This is a genomic window from Peribacillus sp. NPDC058002 (assembly GCF_042886655.1).
GTDB lineage: Bacteria > Bacillota > Bacilli > Bacillales > DSM-1321 > Peribacillus > Peribacillus aracenensis.
Map to the genome: position 1 here is coordinate 1 of NZ_JBHVQU010000091.1, position 16134 is coordinate 16134.

A 16134-nucleotide genomic window follows, 5' to 3' on the forward strand; every position below is an offset into this window, starting at 1 on the left:
GCATAGGGCTTTTTCTTTTAGGCTCTTTTCGTAAAGTTAGTTGTTTTTAAAAACTAAACGTTTTAAGGTTGATTGTAGCGCAAGTGCGAGACTCCTGAGGGAGCAGCAGGCACAGGCGTTTACGCGCAGGCTCAACGCCCGCCCCGCGGAAAGCGAGCATCTGGAGGGGAAAATCAACCACACCGCTTTACTTGGTAAATAGCAAAAAAATATGCGAAAACAGCCTTCTTTTAAGTTCAGCCGACTTAATCAGTATGTTTTACCCATGTGATTTTCACTTGTATATAAAAAAAGCGCAGTGCCATTTGCACTGCGCTTTTTTACATCAAGATGTCACTTCCTCTAAAGCTGCTTTTGCATGCTGGATATGACTGGCGATCCAGCCAATGATCGCTGCCGAAACGAGATAGGCAAGTAAGATCCAAATCTGCGTTTGCAAGTTTTCCCAGCCGCCTAATGAGATGACCTCTTGAAGTTCCTTTAATGAGTGGGCCATAGGTAAAAATTGACCGATTTTCGTCAATAATGACATGCCCAGTTCGCCTGGGAATGTTCCGCCGCAAGTCGCCAATTGGAACACGAGAAGGGTCACGGCTGCGAATTTGCCCACCACTCCGAATACGGTCACCAACATAAGAATGAATGTCATGAAGGTAAATGAAACGATGATGCTTGATAGAATGAATACAGGGACACTGGCCACGTGTAAATGGAATCCAAGAAGGACGACTGCATCCACTAGAAGTGCCTGTATCAAGCCAATTACATATACGAGCATTAATTTATTCGTGAAATGAACGGTTCCGGTAACCTTAAGATTCTGCCTGCGGCCAAGCGGCAAGATATTGGAAGCCATGATGCCGCCTACATAAAAGGCCAATGACAGAAAATAAGGAGCAATCCCGGTTCCGTAGTTAGGTACTTCAGATAAATTGGATTGGACCAATTGTACGGGCTCAGAGAACATCGAAGTTGTCGAATCGTCGTACTGAAGACTGGCCGTTTTATCGGCGGCTTCATTAAGCTTGGTGGATAATTTGCTTGAACCCGTTTCCAGTGAAGCCAGTCCGTCTTGAAGCTCCGTCGATCCACTGGCTAGCCGGCTGCTTCCGCCGGCTAGCGAATCGATTCCGGAATGTAAAGCGGAGAAACCATTTTTCCATTTAAATAATCCATTTGCCATTTCTTCAGAACCCTCGTTTAATTGCTCGGCACCCGAGGTAGCTTGTGCCATTTTATCACCAAAGGCATTCATCCCGGTTTGAACGGTTGCTTGTCCATCAACCACTTTGGCAGCACCTTCGCCCAATTGCTTTTGATTGGCATGTAATGTGGCGGCTGTTTTGGATAAACCTTCCGATAGGGCAATGATTTGCTTGAAGTCTGGATCCTTTATTGCATCAGGATGACTTTTCATATAGGCATCCAATTGTTTTTCTAGAGTATTCGCTGTATCGGCAGCCTGTTCTTGCCCTTGCATCAATTTTGCATTTCCGGCTGACCAGTTCTCAACACCCTTACTTACTTCATTCATCCCATTTTCCAATGAGTCATGTGCATCAGATAGCTGCTTCATGCCAGAATGCAAGTTGTGGGAACCTGTTGTTAATCCTTTCGCACCATCCGTTAGGGCTTCTTGTCCATCCAAGAGCTTGTTGCTTCCTGTTTGCAGCTTCTGAGCGCCATCATTCAAATCATGGATGCCATCATTCAATTTCTCACTGCCGCTTTTCGCATCGGCCGTTCCTTGATGAAGTGTTTCCGCTCCATCCCCGGCTTCCGCCAAGCCGTTAGAAACGTCCTGGAACTTCGAAAGGATGCCTTTAGAATAGACTTTCGTGATGCTTGCGTTGATTTTTGCCGTCATTTTTTCAACAGCAGTGGAGCTGATCTGTGAGGCAACGAAGTTCTTACCTGGATTGACAGTATACAAAAGTTTAGCCGTTTCCGGTTTTTTATCCATTAAAGTCGTGACATTTTGCGAAAAATCTTCCGGAATCGTGACTACCATATAATAGGTCCCTTCCTTAAGACCCGTATTTGCCTCCTTTGCCGTGACAAAGTGAAAATCCAATTCTTTCTGCTTTTTCAATTGTTCAACGAAATCCTCTCCAGCCTCGACTGGCTTATCGTCCATTTTTGAACCATTATCGAGATTGACCACTGCCACAGGGAGCTGATCCAACTTTCCATAAGGGTTCCAATATCCTGCCAAGAAGAAACCTGAGTAAATCAATGGAACGACCAAAAGGAAAATCAAGGCGATTCTCCCGTGTTTATGTTTCCACATTGCTTTTATATCTTGAAATACAAGTTGTAAACCTTTCATTATTTGAGCCTGCCCTTTCTAACTAAGAGATTATTTCATCATAATGGCTTTTTTAGATACTGTATAATACATAATTGATTATGTAATAATAGATTTAAATCTATGTGAAAAGAGTGGGAAAATGGAAATATTACAGCTCCAGTACTTTCAAACCGTAGCACGGCTGGAACATATGACGAAGGCTGCGGAACAACTTCAGATTGCTCAGCCATCCCTCAGTAAAACCATATCCCGGCTTGAAGAGGATTTGGGAGTCGCACTGTTCGATAGGGAACACCGGAAAATCAAGCTTAATGCAGCCGGACGAATTTTCTTCAACCGTGTTGAACGCGCTTTTGCGGAACTGAATGAAGGGAGGCGCGAAATAGTGGAATTAATTGATCAGGACCAAAAGAACATCACCTTGGCCGTTACCATTCCCAGGGTCCTGCCTGATTTATTGGGGACATTTTTATCTCAATACCCGGATGTCCGTTTTCAACAATTCCTAAAATCCATATCATCCATGAAGCAGCTTCTAATAGAAGGGGAAATTGATTATTGCATATCATCCGTTCCGATTGAAGGCCCAGACTTAAAGTGGGAACCGCTGATCACCGAAGAAATATACTTGATCGTGCCTCCCGATCACCGGCTGGCAGGCAGGGAAAGCATTACACTTCAAGAAGTGAAAGATGAACCATTCATCAGTATGAACACAGGCTTCGGGTTCCGCAGCCTCACCGACCAATTTTGCCTCGAAGCGGGATTCGCCCAGCACATCGCATTTGAAGGAGATGAACCTGCTGTCATCTCGGACCTTGTCAGGAAAGGGTTGGGAGTCGCCTTCGTATCCGAGCTGACATGGCTTCATCAAACCGGGTCATTATCCCATAAAATCCGGATAACCGAACCTGCTTGTCAAAGAACGATAGGGCTCGGCTGGTCAGAAAAACGCTACTTCACCCCAGTAGCCAAGCAATTTCGGTTATTTGTCATGGATTACTTCGCTGCTGCCAACTCCGCCAGACCAAAAGATCAATAAATGTGGGAAAGGTCGAAATAATCGGATGTAGGCCGGAATATAATGTAATTATCGTGAACATAGTATTTAGGGGTTTTCTTAAATAGATCGGGTTCAAAAAGACCAATGCCGATCCTAGGAGATGAATGGAGATGGAAATACGGGTTAATCAAATTGAATTGAATGGACACACGTTTCAATACCGGGAGAGCGGGGATGTTGCTGCACCGCCGCTTGTTGTTCTTCATGCGCTGGGTAAAAGTGCAGAGTCATGGGATCAAGTGGCTGCCGCATTAGGAGAAAATTTTCGTGTATTGGCTTTAGATCAACGGGGACACGGTGGGAGTGCGAGAACTAGTACATACACTTTCGAATTGATGTGCGATGATTTGCTTCATTTTGCGGATGCGCTGAATTTGGAGGGATTTTCGCTAATGGGGCATTCCATGGGAGGGACAGTTTCCTACCTTTTCTCGCAAACTTTTCCTTCGAGGATAGATAGGTTGATTGTCGAAGATACGCCTCCACCTTTCTTGGATGAACCAATAGAGATTCCTTCCCAACCTTCTGGCCCTCTGCCGTTTGATTGGCAGGTTGTGCCTTCGATTCTACAGCAGCTTAATGAACCCGAACCCGAATGGTGGGCACGCCTTACCGATATTATGATTCCGACGCTTGTTATAGGGGGAGGGTCGAGCCATATACCCCAAAATAAATTGCAGGAAGTTTCCGAGCTTATTCCGAATTGCGAATTGGTGACGATAGAGGATGCAGGACACTTTGTGCATGAAGATAATTTATCAGCTTTCTTGTCTGCCGTAACAAGGTTTCTTTCCAAAGGGCAGGCGTATTAATGAGATAGGGGGGTGCCGATGCAGCCCTCCTATTCCTGCTTAAATGTATGGTTTATTTTATAGACGGCATTTACCGATTTATTATTAATGATTTCCAGTAACTGTTCAGCCATATAGTCAGCGCTGTATTTAAAGCCGGTGTTGACCCATTCGATGATCATGCCTAATATCGCATATGCTTGGTAACTGGAGGCAAGTTCTGTATTGATCTTAGGATTCGGCCGGTAATCTTCCAGGTCTTCCAATGGAAGTTTCTTTAATTCATCACAAATCCTTTCCAGTAAAGTTGGCCATGCATTCGACTTTAGTATGAGGGTATAAATGTTTGCATAATTAGCTACATGTTCAAATATTTTGACCACTGAAGCCGTTAGTTCATTGATGGTGAAAGTTTCAACATTTTTATAAGGTTCCCGGTAAGATATGATCAAATCCGCAATTACATCCTCCATGACCTCTTCAAGCAGTTCCTCTTTATACTGATAGTGTTTGTAAAATGTACCTCGATTAAGGTCGGCGCGTTCTACAATGTCAGTAATCGATATTTCCCTGAAATCCTTGTGTTGCATTAATGATATGAGAGAATCTTTCAAAGCCAGTTTGGATTTCCTGATCCTTCTATCAATCCCAGTGTTATTATTGGACATTTTCTTCACCCTTTGTTGGTTATTGTGCTTTTAATGAACATAATCAATACTTTCTGTTCATTGTTCAACATCAAGGTCATCATTTGCTGATTGTATAAGCCTATTGAAACTAATTATACTATAAAGGAAGTAAGTTAATGAACATCTGTACGATAAGTATCACTTCACTAGAATGAATGGGGGAGTTCAAATGAAATTACAAGACAAAGTTGCAGTAGTGACAGGCGCAGCATCTGGCATGGGGAAACAGATCGCTATAGATTATGCCAGAGAAGGGGCTAAAGTCGTCGTATCGGATTTAAATCTTGATGGCGCGAACGAGACGGTAGAAGAAATAAAAGCGAATGGCGGTATGGCCTTTGCCATTAAAACGAACGTAGCGGTGGAGGAAGATATTCAACATTTGATCGATACCACGGTAAGTACGTATGGTACGGTGGATATTTTGGTGAATAACGCGGGTATCATGGATGGCATGGAACCTGCTGGAGACATTGAAGATTCTAGGTGGGATCGGATTTTTGCCATTAACACGACAAGCGTCATGCGTTCGACCAGAAAAGTATTGCCGATCTTTTTGGAAAAACAAAAAGGGGTCATCATCAACATTGCTTCTGCTGGCGGTTTGTACGGTGCTCGAGCAGGCGCAGCATACACTGCCTCTAAGCACGCAGTGGTTGGTTTCACAAAAAACACGGGTTTCATGTATGCCAATAAAGGGATTCGCTGCAATGCAATAGCACCAGGCGGAGTTGAAACCAATATCGGTTCCAGCATGACGAGCATCAATGAGTTCGGCATCTCTCGCCAACAATTGGGGATGGCCATCAATCCACGCAATGGCAAACCTGAGGAAATCGCTAAAGTGGCTTTGTTCCTTGCTTCAGACGATTCCAGTTTTGTTAATGGCACGGTCATCACGGCAGATGCTGGTTGGAGTGCATATTAAGCCGTAAATGAACAAGATGATGGTCAAGAACTTAGGACTGATTCATGCATTCCTGCTAGTAAGCAGGAATGCATTTTTTTGAGTGGAGACCTGGATTGGGAGCGGGAGGTTTCGAATTCAACGGGGAACACTTTCACAATCAAAAGTGGATAAGTGGGGGCTGGATAGTTCAACTACTATCCAGTTTTTTCTCAATAAGAATGATGCTATCAATTGGATTTAAAAGATAAGTTGAACTCTGAAATCTTGGAAGCGAAATAGGTTCCCTGAATAAATCCACTTTCCCTATGAAATTGGATCATTTGAGTGATCCATTGGTTTGCTGCGATTACTTCATCTTCCACACAAACGATCCATTAATTTGCGTGAGAATGTTGAAGGACTTTCTGACGGACGTAGTCAAGGTGCTTGTACATCTGACTGAATGCTTCATGTGGATCATGTGCTGCAAGTGCCGCATAGATGGCTTTATGATACTTTACAGTCAGTTCCCGTTCCCTGAATTGTATCAGGCTATTTATTTTATTATGGGTAATCAATAAGGAATCGATCATGCCTTCAATAATGGGATTGTTCGCACTTAAAGCAATGAGCTTGTGGAATTCTTTATCGGCCTCTCCATAATCGTTGTCTTCACTATTGGCAATCGTGTCAATCGTAATTTGCAGTTTCTCCAGTTGTTCGTCTGTGATCTTCTCGGCAGCCATTGTTACCAGTCCCAACTCCAATGCCATTCGCGCTTCGATGATCGCTGGTAAATTATCCGTAGCCAGCGCCAGCATGACAGAGAATGGATGTGTACCGATTTTATCGTTAAAAAAGGTGCCTTCACGCGTTTTCCGTGTAATGACTCCTAGTGTATCAAGTGCACTGAGTGCCTCCCGTAAAACAGGCCGGCTTACTTCAAGTTCTTTCATAAGTTCCATTTCAGGAGGCAGTTTGTCGCCCGCTTTCATTTGTCCGCTGACGAGCAGATGCACGATTTGATCCACGACTTGTTGTGAAAGAGTGTTGCGATGTACCGATTGTACGCCTAATTTCTTTGACGATTCTACCATTGTGTAACCCCTTTTCTGTTAAATCCTATATGTATTCATACTGTAAGACTAATTATATAATATAATACGCTTATTTGCATGTGAGGAAGAGAAGATCTATACCCAAAAAAAGTAAAATGCGCCGCTCTAAAGAGAGAGACGCACGCATTGTTGGAAAAAATCATCTGACAAGGCAAGGTGATTTTGGATTGAACTCCCATCCGGAAATCAGGTATTGCATCGCCATTGAATCATCACGGGCACCAAGTCCTTTTTGTTTATAAAGCTGATGTGCCTTCTCGATTTGTTCCATATCCACTTCAATTCCAAGTCCGGGCTTGGAAGGGACATCGACCATACCGCCGACTATTTTAAAAGGTTCTTTCGTCAAACGCTGCCCATCCTGCCAAATCCAGTGGGTATCGATCGCAGTGATATTTCCTGGTGCGGCTGCAGCAACGTGTGTAAACATGGCAAGCGAAATGTCAAAGTGATTATTCGAGTGTGATCCCCATGTCAATCCCCAGTCGTTGCACATTTGAGCGACGCGGACGGAGCCTTGCATCGTCCAAAAATGCGGATCGGCAAGAGGGATGTCCACGGATTGAAGTTGAATGGAGTGCCCCATTTGCCTCCAGTCCGTTGCAATCATATTAGTAGCGGTCGGAAGGCCCGTTGCGCGCCTGAATTCCGTCATGATTTCCCGGGCGGAAAAACCATTTTCCGCTCCGCATGGATCCTCCGCATAGGCTAAAACATGATGTTGATCCCGGCAAAGTTCAATCGCATCCTTAAGCAGCCAGCCGCCATTTGGGTCAAGGGTGATCCTGGCTTCAGGGAAGCGTTCCGCAAGAGCCGTCACTGCTTCGATTTCTTCTTCCCCGCGCAAAACTCCGCCTTTCAGTTTAAAATCATTGAATCCATATCTGGTGTGACAGCTAACCCTGCAGTAGGATATGCTACAGATCTGTTAGTTAGGGCAGGGGCAACCGTTCTATTTTCTGAAGTCACAGAAGTACGGGATGCGATTCATCTATTGACGCCCCGTGCAGTGAATGAAGAAGTGGGGAGAGCGTTAATAAAGGAAATGGATTGGTATGATAACTACCTGGCTTTAGGTGATGCCGATCGAAGTGCCAATCCGTCTCCAGGAAACAAAAAAGGCGGATTGGCCAATGTAGTGGAAAAATCATTAGGCTCCATTGCCAAATCCGGAGGCAGCCCAATTTCAGGCGTACTGGCCCCAGGTGAAAAAGCAACGGAAAAAGGGCTGATTTTTGCAGCTACACCAGCTAGTGACTTCGTTTGCGGAACGCTGCAGCTCGCCTCCGGCATGCACCTTCAAGTTTTTACAACCGGAAGAGGCACACCTTATAACCTGGCAATGGCTTCCGTCATCAAAGTATCTACACGAAATACTTTGAACGAGCAATGGAAAGATCTCATTGATATAAATGCAGGAACTATCGCTACAGGTGAAGCAACCATAGAGGATGTCGGGTGGGAAATGTTTCACCTCATATTGGAAGTGGCCAGCGGTAAAAAGAAAACCTGGGCAGAGCATTGGGGCCTGCATAATGATTTGGCCCTGTTCAATCCTGCGCCAATTACCTAATAATGATGTTACTTAAGAAGGACTTCCTTTTAAAAGGGGTCCTTTTTGTTGGTCCAATTTTTAAAGCTGTCATTATTTTTCCTCCAGAAAAGAGGACCGCCTAACTTTTAGTTGAAGTTATTAATGAACGATCGGTTTTCCAGCATGACGAAAAAAGGGCAATACAGTACAGGAGGGATATCATGGTAACATTCAGGAATGCGACAGTAAAAGACTTAAGTGAAATAGTACGGATGCTAGCGGATGATGTGTTGGGGAGGGAAAGGGAACGCTATGAAAACCCCCTTCCTGAAAGCTATCTAAAAGCATTTGCATCCATTGATGCAGATGAGAATAATGAATTGATCGTAGCATGTCTTGGTAAGGAAATCGTTGGGGTGCAGCAAATCACGTTCACTCCATATATTACCCATCAAGGCGGTTGGAGAGCAACGATCGAAGGGGTTCGGACGGCATCTTCAGAACGAGGGAAAGGCATCGGAAGCAAGTTGATTCAATATGCGATTGACCGTGCCAGGAAGCGGGGCTGCCATATCATTCAGCTGACGACCGATAAAAAGCGGGAAGAAACGCTGCGATTTTATGAACGTTTAGGATTCAAAGCCACTCATGAAGGCATGAAAATGAAGCTTTAATTCACCGTCTTTTGACCCCTTTTTCTGTGCATAACAAATTGTCTGGTATTATATGTTAAAATTATTTATGAGATATTAATAGATGCGCAGGATCTGATGAAAGGGTGTGCTCGATGGAAAACGAAGCATGTATTCAGAAGAGGTACGGTGTAATCAGTTTTACTTCATTCATCATTGGAATCATTTGTTTTTTTACTGTTTTTATTACACCTATTAGAATGGCAAATATCGGGAGCAGGACGGGTGATTATATAACTTTTTTCCTTACGATTGCCGGCATCGTCCTCTCTGTCATAGGAATTTTGAAGAAAACCGAGAAAAAAGTGATCCCGATCATTTCTTTGGTTTTTTCCTCATCCTTCTTTATATTTTGGGTGATCATCATCACCTTGTTGATAACTGGGGAAATAGAATTGCCTCGTAGGACAATAGGATAAAGGGATTGAACCAGGGAAGCTTCTTGTGAGATAGAACTGACAAAAGGTGGTTTTTCAATGATAAGAGGTTTATATGAAGCACATTTACCGGTTCGTGATTTGAAACGTTCCATCGAATTCTATGAGGGGCTTGGTTTACAGTTAGATCATAAGGTTGAAGACAACCTGGCTTTTCTATGGATTGAAAAGGACAAAAGTTGGTTGGGGCTTTGGGAAACGGAAAAAGTGGAGGTTGAGTATCATCCCTCCCTGCGGCATATCGCTTTTCAAGTATCATTGGAAGATCTAAAGAGCTCAGTCGCATGGCTTGAAGATAGGGGCTATGCGCCAAGAGAGGCCTTTGGATTTAAACCAATTGAACCTTTCGTGATGCCTCACGGGGAATATGCCCACGCTAAAATTCACTTTAATGATCCAGACGGAAACAGTTTGGAGTTTATTAGTAAAATGGAGAATCCCCAAAAAATCAAGAATCGTATGTATTTAAGTGAATGGGAACAGATATAAATGAAAAACAGAAGTAAAAAAAAGCGAATGACAGTTGGGCGAAAACTTCAAGAATAATAATCATTTATATCCTTTTTATGTTAAAACAGAATGGAGAATCATAGAATGAATGTCAAAGCGGAATTATATTGGAATGAATTTTGGCAGGGGAAAGATGAAGAAAAACCCCAGGCAGTCAGTGCATGGCAATTCGGGGCTGATCCCGATCAGTTGGCTCAATTAGTGATGGATGGGATGAAAACGGCTACGTGCTCTGGGTATGTTTTTTATGAAGAGGAAAATGAACCATTACCATCAGTAGGTGATTACAGCATTATTTTAAGTAGTGAGGATGAGCCCTTAGCCATCATCCAAACAGTGAAAGTCGAAGTATTGCCCATGAATGAAGTGAGTGAAGAGTTTGCGATTGCAGAAGGGGAAGGAGATCGAACCTATACATACTGGTGGGAGGCCCATGAAAAATGGCTGAAAGAACAATTGGACAAGATCGGGCACACCTTTAAAGAAGATATGCTGCTTGTGTGTGAGCGCTTTGAATTGATACATGTAAAGTTACGGAAGTGAACAATAAGTGTTTTCGTTCAGTGATTTGCTATAATAGGTCATTGGATTAAAAGACTTATAGAAAGATAGGTATTTGCATGAAAAAGAAATTGACATTCATTGGTTTGGGAATCGTGGTTGTTTTCCTGCTATTGCTTGGAACGTATAAATTAATGAATTCGAGAACATATCAGGTATTCGGAGGATTGACGGATAATGTCGAGACGAATGAAAAAGTGGTCGCTTTGACATTTGATGATGGCCCATCGAAGAATGTGAATCAGATCCTTCCGTTATTGGCTAAATACGATGTAAAAGCTACTTTCTTCCTGATTGGTAACGAAATCGAAAAATACCCAGAGGAAGCTGGAAAAATAGCGGAAGCAGGACATCAGATTGGGAATCACACGTATTCCCACAAGCGAATGGTTTTTAAATCGCCTTCTTTTATCAAGGCGGAAATCGAGAAAACTGATAAATTAATTCTGGACTCCGGATATAAGGGTGAAATTGACGTCCGGCCACCAAACGGGAAAAAAATCATAGGTCTGCCTAATTATTTAAATGAAAATGATAGAGAGACCATTACCTGGAATCTGGAACCAGATAGCTATTACACTACCGCTTCTGACAAAGTGAAGTATGTGAAGGAAAATATAAAGCCAGGTTCGATCATCCTGATGCATCCGATGTATGATGATACGGGTAAAGAACTTCAAGCGATTGAAGGGATCTTGCAGGAGTTAACGAACGAAGGGTATACGTTTGTAACGGTCAATGAACTTCAGGAAATGTAGTCTCATATTTATACCGAATGTACGATTTTCGAAGAAAAGGGCTGCTGCTGCAGCCCTTTTTTATTTGATATAGTACAGAATAGTACAAAACGTGGTCTGCATATTGTTTCTTAACGGAATTCGTTGTATGGCATGCAATTGCATGAAAAAGCTATTTTAAAATGGGGCTGGTTACTTGTATCGGAATAAAAATACCGCTCTGATCATCATTTTGTGTTTCCTGTTATTCCTATTTCTTGTCGTGCTCCTTTTTCGCCACATCAAAGTATACTTCGTGTATAGCTCGGGCATCGGCCCGTTATTGTTTATCGGGGTAATGGTTTTGGCTATCGTTATGCTTTTTTTCAAAGGATATAAATAATCGAGTTTGTTTACATTTTTTTAGGTTGTGCTATTTGAACGTTGATTGGAACGAAGGGCACTCGCTTTCCGCGGGCGGTCCGGGAGCCTCCTCGACGCTTCGCGCCAGCGGGGTCTCCCCTGGCCACGCTTTTCCCGCAGGAGTCTCGTACCTTACGTTCCAATCAACTTTGTTTTAACATTTAGATTGAACTCCTTTTGTCTAAAAACTGGAGGCTGCTGCGGCAGCCTTTTTTATGTGGAAAAAAGCTCTTCACACAGAGAGACATAAAAAAAAATAAAAATCAATAAAAAATTAACGTTCAAACACTAGTAATATATGGTAAGATTTTAAATGGAATTATTTTCTTTTAAATTTTATTCAGGGGTGATTAGTACGTGGAGTTTTTTACAAAGTGGTCGTTTAAGAACAAGGCTGCCGTTTCATTGGTAACCATATTTATTTTGTTGATAGGAGTTGTCAGTTATTTTAAACTGCCGATGGAATTTTTACCATCTGCTGATAATCCACAAGTTACGATTATCACAATGGGGCAGGGCACCGATTCGAAAACGATGGAAGCACAAGTTACAGATCCGATTGAAAGAGCGGTCACTGGAGTTAAGGGAAAGAGTTCAATATACTCCACAACGGGAGACGGGTTTTCAAAAGTAGATCTATTCTTTGAAGCCGGATCGGATATGAAACAAGCAAAACTTGATGTTCAAGAGGCTTTAGGCAGTGTAGCTTTACCACAAAGCATGGCAAAGCCTACTGTTACACAGTTAAATACATCTATGATTCCCATTTCATTTGTTTCCGTTACTTTTAAGGATGGATTAACAGCTGAAAATATTGACTTTACCAAGAAGGAATTAGAGCCTCTGTATAAAGATATTAAAGGGGTTTCCGATGTACAGACATTTGGAGTTTCCCAATCCGTTCTTTCAGTCAAGGTGGATAATGAAGAATTGGCTAAAAAGAAAGTCTCCATTCAAGATGTCATGAACGTCCTTAACGGTCAGAATGCAGCTTTGGCCGTAGGCGAAAAAGTGATTGATGGGAAGGCAAGTAACATCAAGGTTATCGGGGATTTAACAAGTATTGGGAAATTAAAAGCGTTAAAGGTCACCCCGAATGTCACACTTGGAGAGATAGCAAAAGTTGAAGAAGCGAAGGATGGCAACCTCATCAGTCGTTTTAATGGAAAGGAAAGCATTGATTTAAGCATTATCAAGGACAGTCAATCAAATGCTGTCACAATCAGTAAAGAGGTTGAAAAAGTAGCGAAAGAAATTAATGAAAAGTATAGCGACCAGAAATCGATCATTTATTTATCTACAGCTGATATGGTGGAGACTTCCGTTCAGACGATGGTAAAAGAAGTCCTGCTGGGAGCGCTATTCGCCACGATAGTGATCATGGTCTTTTTACGGAATGTACGATCTACATTCATTACAATCGTATCCATACCGCTATCTCTTGGCTTTACGTTATTTTTGCTGTCATTGTCGGGAGTGACGCTGAACATTTTGACGCTGGGCGGTGTCGCTGTAGCGATCGGGCGCTTGGTGGACGATAGTATTGTTGTTATTGAAAATATTTTCCGGAAAATGCAGCAGGAGAAGATTTCAATTGAATTGGTGATGGATGCAACTAAAGAAGTGGGAGTGGCGATAACAGCTTCAACCCTTACGACTGTAGCCGTTTTCCTTCCGGTTGCCTTATTGAATGGAGGGCTTCAAGAGTTTCTTCTGCCTTTCGCTTTGACTGTCACTTATTCTTTACTGGCTTCTTTAATCGTGGCATTAACGGTTGTTCCGTTAATGAGTGCAGGATTGCTGAAAAGGACGAAGCTGCCCAAACATCGCCCGGCCAAGCGTTTTACCAAGCTCGTTACTTGGTCACTAAACCATAAATGGGTTGTCTTGATTATTGCTATGCTGTTGTTTGTCGGTTCCATTGGTACATATTTTGCCATGCCAAAAGGGGCGATTGATAATTCTTCAGCAGACTATGTCTCCGTGACATTAACTTATCCAAATGATCAGCCCTATGAAAAAGTGAAGGAAAAAGCGATTGAACTCGAAGAAACGATGCAGGATATGAGTGAAGTGGATAATATTTTCATGCAATTAGGAAACTCTGCCGAATCAGCACAATATGGGGAAGTCACATCACCGACGGAAGCGACTTTCGGCATCCTGGTAAAGGATAAAGCAAATGTAGATGCGATTCTGAAAAAAATGGAAAAGGAACAGGAAAACTATCCTGATGCAAAACTTACGGCCCAAGCCTCTTCCTTTATGATGGGGGCATCGAAGACGAACATTACGATAGATGTGGTCGGCAGTAATGTTGAAGATTTGGAACTGACGGCCAATAAGGTCAAAGAAAGTATACAGGATATTAAAGGAATTGAAGAAGTAACAACGAACCAAGACGAAAAGAAAACCATTTATTCATTCAAGGTAGATCCGGCTAAAGGCAATACAGAACAAATCGGTCAACAATTAGGTATCATGCTTAATAAAACGCCTATTGGAAATATAACTTTACAGGATAAGCAGACACCTGTCGTCCTTGAACCGATCTTAGATCCTAAAAAACCAGAGGATTTAAAAAGCATTCCGATCATGACAGATGGCGGTCTGGCCCCAGTGTCAAAGGTCGCTTCTTTAAAGAGCGAGGAGAGTGCAACAACGCAGTTCCATAAAGATGGGGAAACGTATCTTCAATTGAAGGCAACGGTAGATCCGACTAAGCTTTCCGATATTGCAAGCAAAATAAATCTTGAGATATTTGGAGATAAAGAGAAGAACAAAGGACTTGATATTCCGAATGATGTAGATATTCTAGTCGGGGGAGCCAGTGCTCAGCAAACAGATGATTTTTCGGATTTGTTCCTTACGATGTTAATATCGATCGGCATTGTCTTTTTAATCATGGTTATAACATTTAAATCGATCAAAGCACCGATCGCCATTCTATTTTCCTTGCCATTCGCTGCCATTGGAGCGGTATTAGGATTGGTTATCAGCCGAATTCCAGTCGATATTACAGCACTGCTGGGTGCTCTTATGTTAATTGGAGTTGTTGTGACAAACGCGATTGTGCTTCTGGATCGAGTCAAACAAAACGAAGAAAAAATGATTATCCGTGATGCGATCGTCGAAGCGACAGCTACAAGATTCCGTCCGATCATAATGACGGCTGTAGCAACGATTTGTGCCATGCTGCCCCTATTGTATAAAAAAGCTGAAACAGGAAGCTTGGTTTCACAAAGTTTAGCGATCGTTGTCATTGGCGGGCTAGCTGTGTCTACACTGCTCACACTTATCGTCATTCCATGTATATACGAATTGCTGCACTATAAAAAATCGAAAAAACAGAGAAAGAAAAAGAGAGAACCCGTTAACGAACAAATCGAAATGTAATAATAAAAAGTTTGTAGAGAAGCAACGCTTTCTTTACAAACTTTTTTTTCTGTAAAATAGTGCATGTTCTTTAGTTTTTTAAAAATAATGGTTGACTTTCTTTCAACCTGTAACTAAAATGATTACAGCTAGTGGCAATGTTATATTTTTTTTGGTTTGTGTTGTAACTGGTTTGATTACAAGTTTAGCCAATGATGAAAAGTGAGGGAATATATAATGACAGTGAAAATTAAAGCGTATTCTGATTTTATATGTCCATTTTGTTTTTTAGGTAAAGGTCCTTTGGACGAAATCATGGAGGAAAAGGATGTAGAAGTGGAATGGATGCCATTTGAATTGCGACCGAGTCCACATTCCAAAATAGATCCATGGAAGGAACCCGATAAGTTGAATTCATGGGATTCTTACATTCTCCCTGTTGCGAAAAAACTTGGAGTGGATATGCGTTTACCCCGTGTCTCCCCGCATCCATATACACATTTGGCGTTCGAAGGGTGCCATTTTGCAAAGGAGCACGGAAAAGGGAACGAGTTCCACGACAGAGTATTTACAGCGTTTTTTCAAGAGGAACAAAATATTGAAGATATTGAAGTATTGACAAAATTAGCGGATGAAGTTGAACTTCCTGTAGATGCTTTTAGAGAAGCGTTAGTGTCACGAAAGTATCGGGAAGTGCACCAAGAAGCACTGAAACATGCTTATGAAGAAGCAGATATCAGGGCTGTCCCAACGTTTATTATTGGTGATGAAGTTATTCAAGGACTAGCCAGTAAAGAAAGGTTAGCGCAAGTCATTGAGAAGGAAGAAGCAAAAAATGAACGGAATGAACTTGAGGGCTTGCAATGTGATGGTAAGGGGGATTGCTAAAAACCTTCTGAGGATTAAAAAAATTAGGCTCTTTTCGTAAAGATTGTTGTTTTTAAAACGAAACGATTTAAGGTTGATTTTTAGCGCAAGTGCGAGACTCCTGCGGGAGCAGCGGGACAGGTGAGACCCCACAGGCG

The 16134-nt window shown here is 42.4% G+C and carries 13 protein-coding genes and 2 pseudogenes; 11 read left to right on the top strand and 4 right to left on the bottom strand.

The genetic code is table 11. The features are described 5' to 3' along the window. Nucleotides 1-325: 325 nt before the first annotated feature. The gene (locus ACFVSH_RS15780) at nucleotides 326-2329 is read right to left on the bottom strand and encodes a YhgE/Pip family protein (RefSeq protein WP_387706788.1); all 2004 of its coding nucleotides are present in this window, start codon (nucleotides 2327-2329) and stop codon (nucleotides 326-328) included. A gap of 121 nt (nucleotides 2330-2450) precedes the next feature. On the opposite strand from ACFVSH_RS15780, the gene ACFVSH_RS15785 reads away from it, so the two are divergent. Both ACFVSH_RS15785 and ACFVSH_RS15790 read left to right on the top strand, forming a co-directional pair. After that, nucleotides 2451-3353: a LysR family transcriptional regulator gene (locus tag ACFVSH_RS15785; protein ID WP_387706790.1), complete on the top strand. Its 903-nt coding sequence runs from the start codon at nucleotides 2451-2453 to the stop codon at nucleotides 3351-3353. A 131-nt stretch (nucleotides 3354-3484) separates the two neighbouring features. After that, entirely contained in the window at nucleotides 3485-4186 is a 702-nt protein-coding gene (locus tag ACFVSH_RS15790; RefSeq protein WP_387600575.1) for an alpha/beta fold hydrolase, read from the top strand. Between the two features lie 29 nt (nucleotides 4187-4215). Here ACFVSH_RS15790 and ACFVSH_RS15795 read toward each other — a convergent pair whose 3' ends face one another. Next, nucleotides 4216-4833, bottom strand: coding sequence for a TetR/AcrR family transcriptional regulator (locus ACFVSH_RS15795; protein ID WP_387600577.1), 618 nt, complete (start codon nucleotides 4831-4833; stop codon nucleotides 4216-4218). Between the two features lie 190 nt (nucleotides 4834-5023). Here ACFVSH_RS15795 and ACFVSH_RS15800 point away from each other — a divergent pair, with 190 nt between their 5' ends. Then, entirely contained in the window at nucleotides 5024-5782 is a 759-nt protein-coding gene (locus ACFVSH_RS15800; RefSeq protein ID WP_387600579.1) for an SDR family oxidoreductase, read from the top strand. A 356-nt stretch (nucleotides 5783-6138) separates the two neighbouring features. Here ACFVSH_RS15800 and ACFVSH_RS15805 read toward each other — a convergent pair whose 3' ends face one another. Both ACFVSH_RS15805 and ACFVSH_RS15810 read right to left on the bottom strand, forming a co-directional pair. Beyond that, nucleotides 6139-6840: a FadR/GntR family transcriptional regulator gene (locus tag ACFVSH_RS15805; protein ID WP_387706792.1), complete on the bottom strand. Its 702-nt coding sequence runs from the start codon at nucleotides 6838-6840 to the stop codon at nucleotides 6139-6141. 160 nt (nucleotides 6841-7000) lie between these two features. Beyond that, nucleotides 7001-7759 (bottom strand): annotated as a pseudogene (locus ACFVSH_RS15810) (enolase C-terminal domain-like protein); the annotation flags it as partial. On the opposite strand from ACFVSH_RS15810, the pseudogene garD reads away from it, so the two are divergent. The 8 genes and pseudogenes from garD to ACFVSH_RS15850 form a co-directional block, all read left to right on the top strand. Next, nucleotides 7736-8434, top strand: a pseudogene (gene garD, locus ACFVSH_RS15815) (galactarate dehydratase); the annotation flags it as partial. The pseudogenes ACFVSH_RS15810 and garD sit on opposite strands and share 24 nt — an antisense overlap. A 182-nt stretch (nucleotides 8435-8616) precedes the next feature. Beyond that, nucleotides 8617-9069 (top strand): GNAT family N-acetyltransferase, encoded by a 453-nt coding sequence (locus ACFVSH_RS15820; protein ID WP_260286656.1) that lies wholly within the window; start codon nucleotides 8617-8619, stop codon nucleotides 9067-9069. Between the two features lie 113 nt (nucleotides 9070-9182). Next, a complete protein-coding gene (locus ACFVSH_RS15825; protein ID WP_387706794.1) occupies nucleotides 9183-9506 on the top strand; it encodes a hypothetical protein in 324 nt (107 codons plus the stop codon). Nucleotides 9507-9563: 57 nt separating this feature from the next. Continuing rightward, a complete protein-coding gene (locus tag ACFVSH_RS15830; RefSeq protein ID WP_342614406.1) occupies nucleotides 9564-10013 on the top strand; it encodes a VOC family protein in 450 nt (149 codons plus the stop codon). Nucleotides 10014-10118: 105 nt separating this feature from the next. Beyond that, the gene (locus ACFVSH_RS15835) at nucleotides 10119-10577 is read left to right on the top strand and encodes an ASCH domain-containing protein (RefSeq protein ID WP_387600602.1); all 459 of its coding nucleotides are present in this window, start codon (nucleotides 10119-10121) and stop codon (nucleotides 10575-10577) included. A gap of 77 nt (nucleotides 10578-10654) precedes the next feature. Further along, nucleotides 10655-11353: a polysaccharide deacetylase family protein gene (locus ACFVSH_RS15840; protein WP_387706796.1), complete on the top strand. Its 699-nt coding sequence runs from the start codon at nucleotides 10655-10657 to the stop codon at nucleotides 11351-11353. A gap of 738 nt (nucleotides 11354-12091) precedes the next feature. Further along, nucleotides 12092-15130, top strand: coding sequence for an efflux RND transporter permease subunit (locus tag ACFVSH_RS15845; protein WP_387600607.1), 3039 nt, complete (start codon nucleotides 12092-12094; stop codon nucleotides 15128-15130). A gap of 216 nt (nucleotides 15131-15346) precedes the next feature. Further along, complete coding sequence (locus ACFVSH_RS15850) at nucleotides 15347-15997, top strand: DsbA family oxidoreductase (RefSeq protein ID WP_387706798.1); 651 nt, start codon at nucleotides 15347-15349, stop codon at nucleotides 15995-15997. Nucleotides 15998-16134: the final 137 nt, after the last annotated feature.

Bases quoted from the DNA above. Each gene is read 5' to 3' on its own strand.
- ACFVSH_RS15840 (WP_387706796.1), top strand. From the start codon at position 10,655: ATGAAAAAGAAATTGACATTCATTGGTTTGGGAATCGTGGTTGTTTTC.
- ACFVSH_RS15785 (WP_387706790.1), top strand. From the start codon at position 2,451: ATGGAAATATTACAGCTCCAGTACTTTCAAACCGTAGCACGGCTGGAA.
- ACFVSH_RS15805 (WP_387706792.1), bottom strand. From the start codon at position 6,840: ATGGTAGAATCGTCAAAGAAATTAGGCGTACAATCGGTACATCGCAAC.
- ACFVSH_RS15825 (WP_387706794.1), top strand. From the start codon at position 9,183: ATGGAAAACGAAGCATGTATTCAGAAGAGGTACGGTGTAATCAGTTTT.
- ACFVSH_RS15820 (WP_260286656.1), top strand. From the start codon at position 8,617: ATGGTAACATTCAGGAATGCGACAGTAAAAGACTTAAGTGAAATAGTA.
- ACFVSH_RS15850 (WP_387706798.1), top strand. From the start codon at position 15,347: ATGACAGTGAAAATTAAAGCGTATTCTGATTTTATATGTCCATTTTGT.
- ACFVSH_RS15795 (WP_387600577.1), bottom strand. From the start codon at position 4,833: ATGTCCAATAATAACACTGGGATTGATAGAAGGATCAGGAAATCCAAA.
- ACFVSH_RS15790 (WP_387600575.1), top strand. From the start codon at position 3,485: ATGGAAATACGGGTTAATCAAATTGAATTGAATGGACACACGTTTCAA.
- ACFVSH_RS15780 (WP_387706788.1), bottom strand. From the start codon at position 2,329: ATGAAAGGTTTACAACTTGTATTTCAAGATATAAAAGCAATGTGGAAA.
- ACFVSH_RS15835 (WP_387600602.1), top strand. From the start codon at position 10,119: ATGAATGTCAAAGCGGAATTATATTGGAATGAATTTTGGCAGGGGAAA.
- ACFVSH_RS15830 (WP_342614406.1), top strand. From the start codon at position 9,564: ATGATAAGAGGTTTATATGAAGCACATTTACCGGTTCGTGATTTGAAA.
- ACFVSH_RS15800 (WP_387600579.1), top strand. From the start codon at position 5,024: ATGAAATTACAAGACAAAGTTGCAGTAGTGACAGGCGCAGCATCTGGC.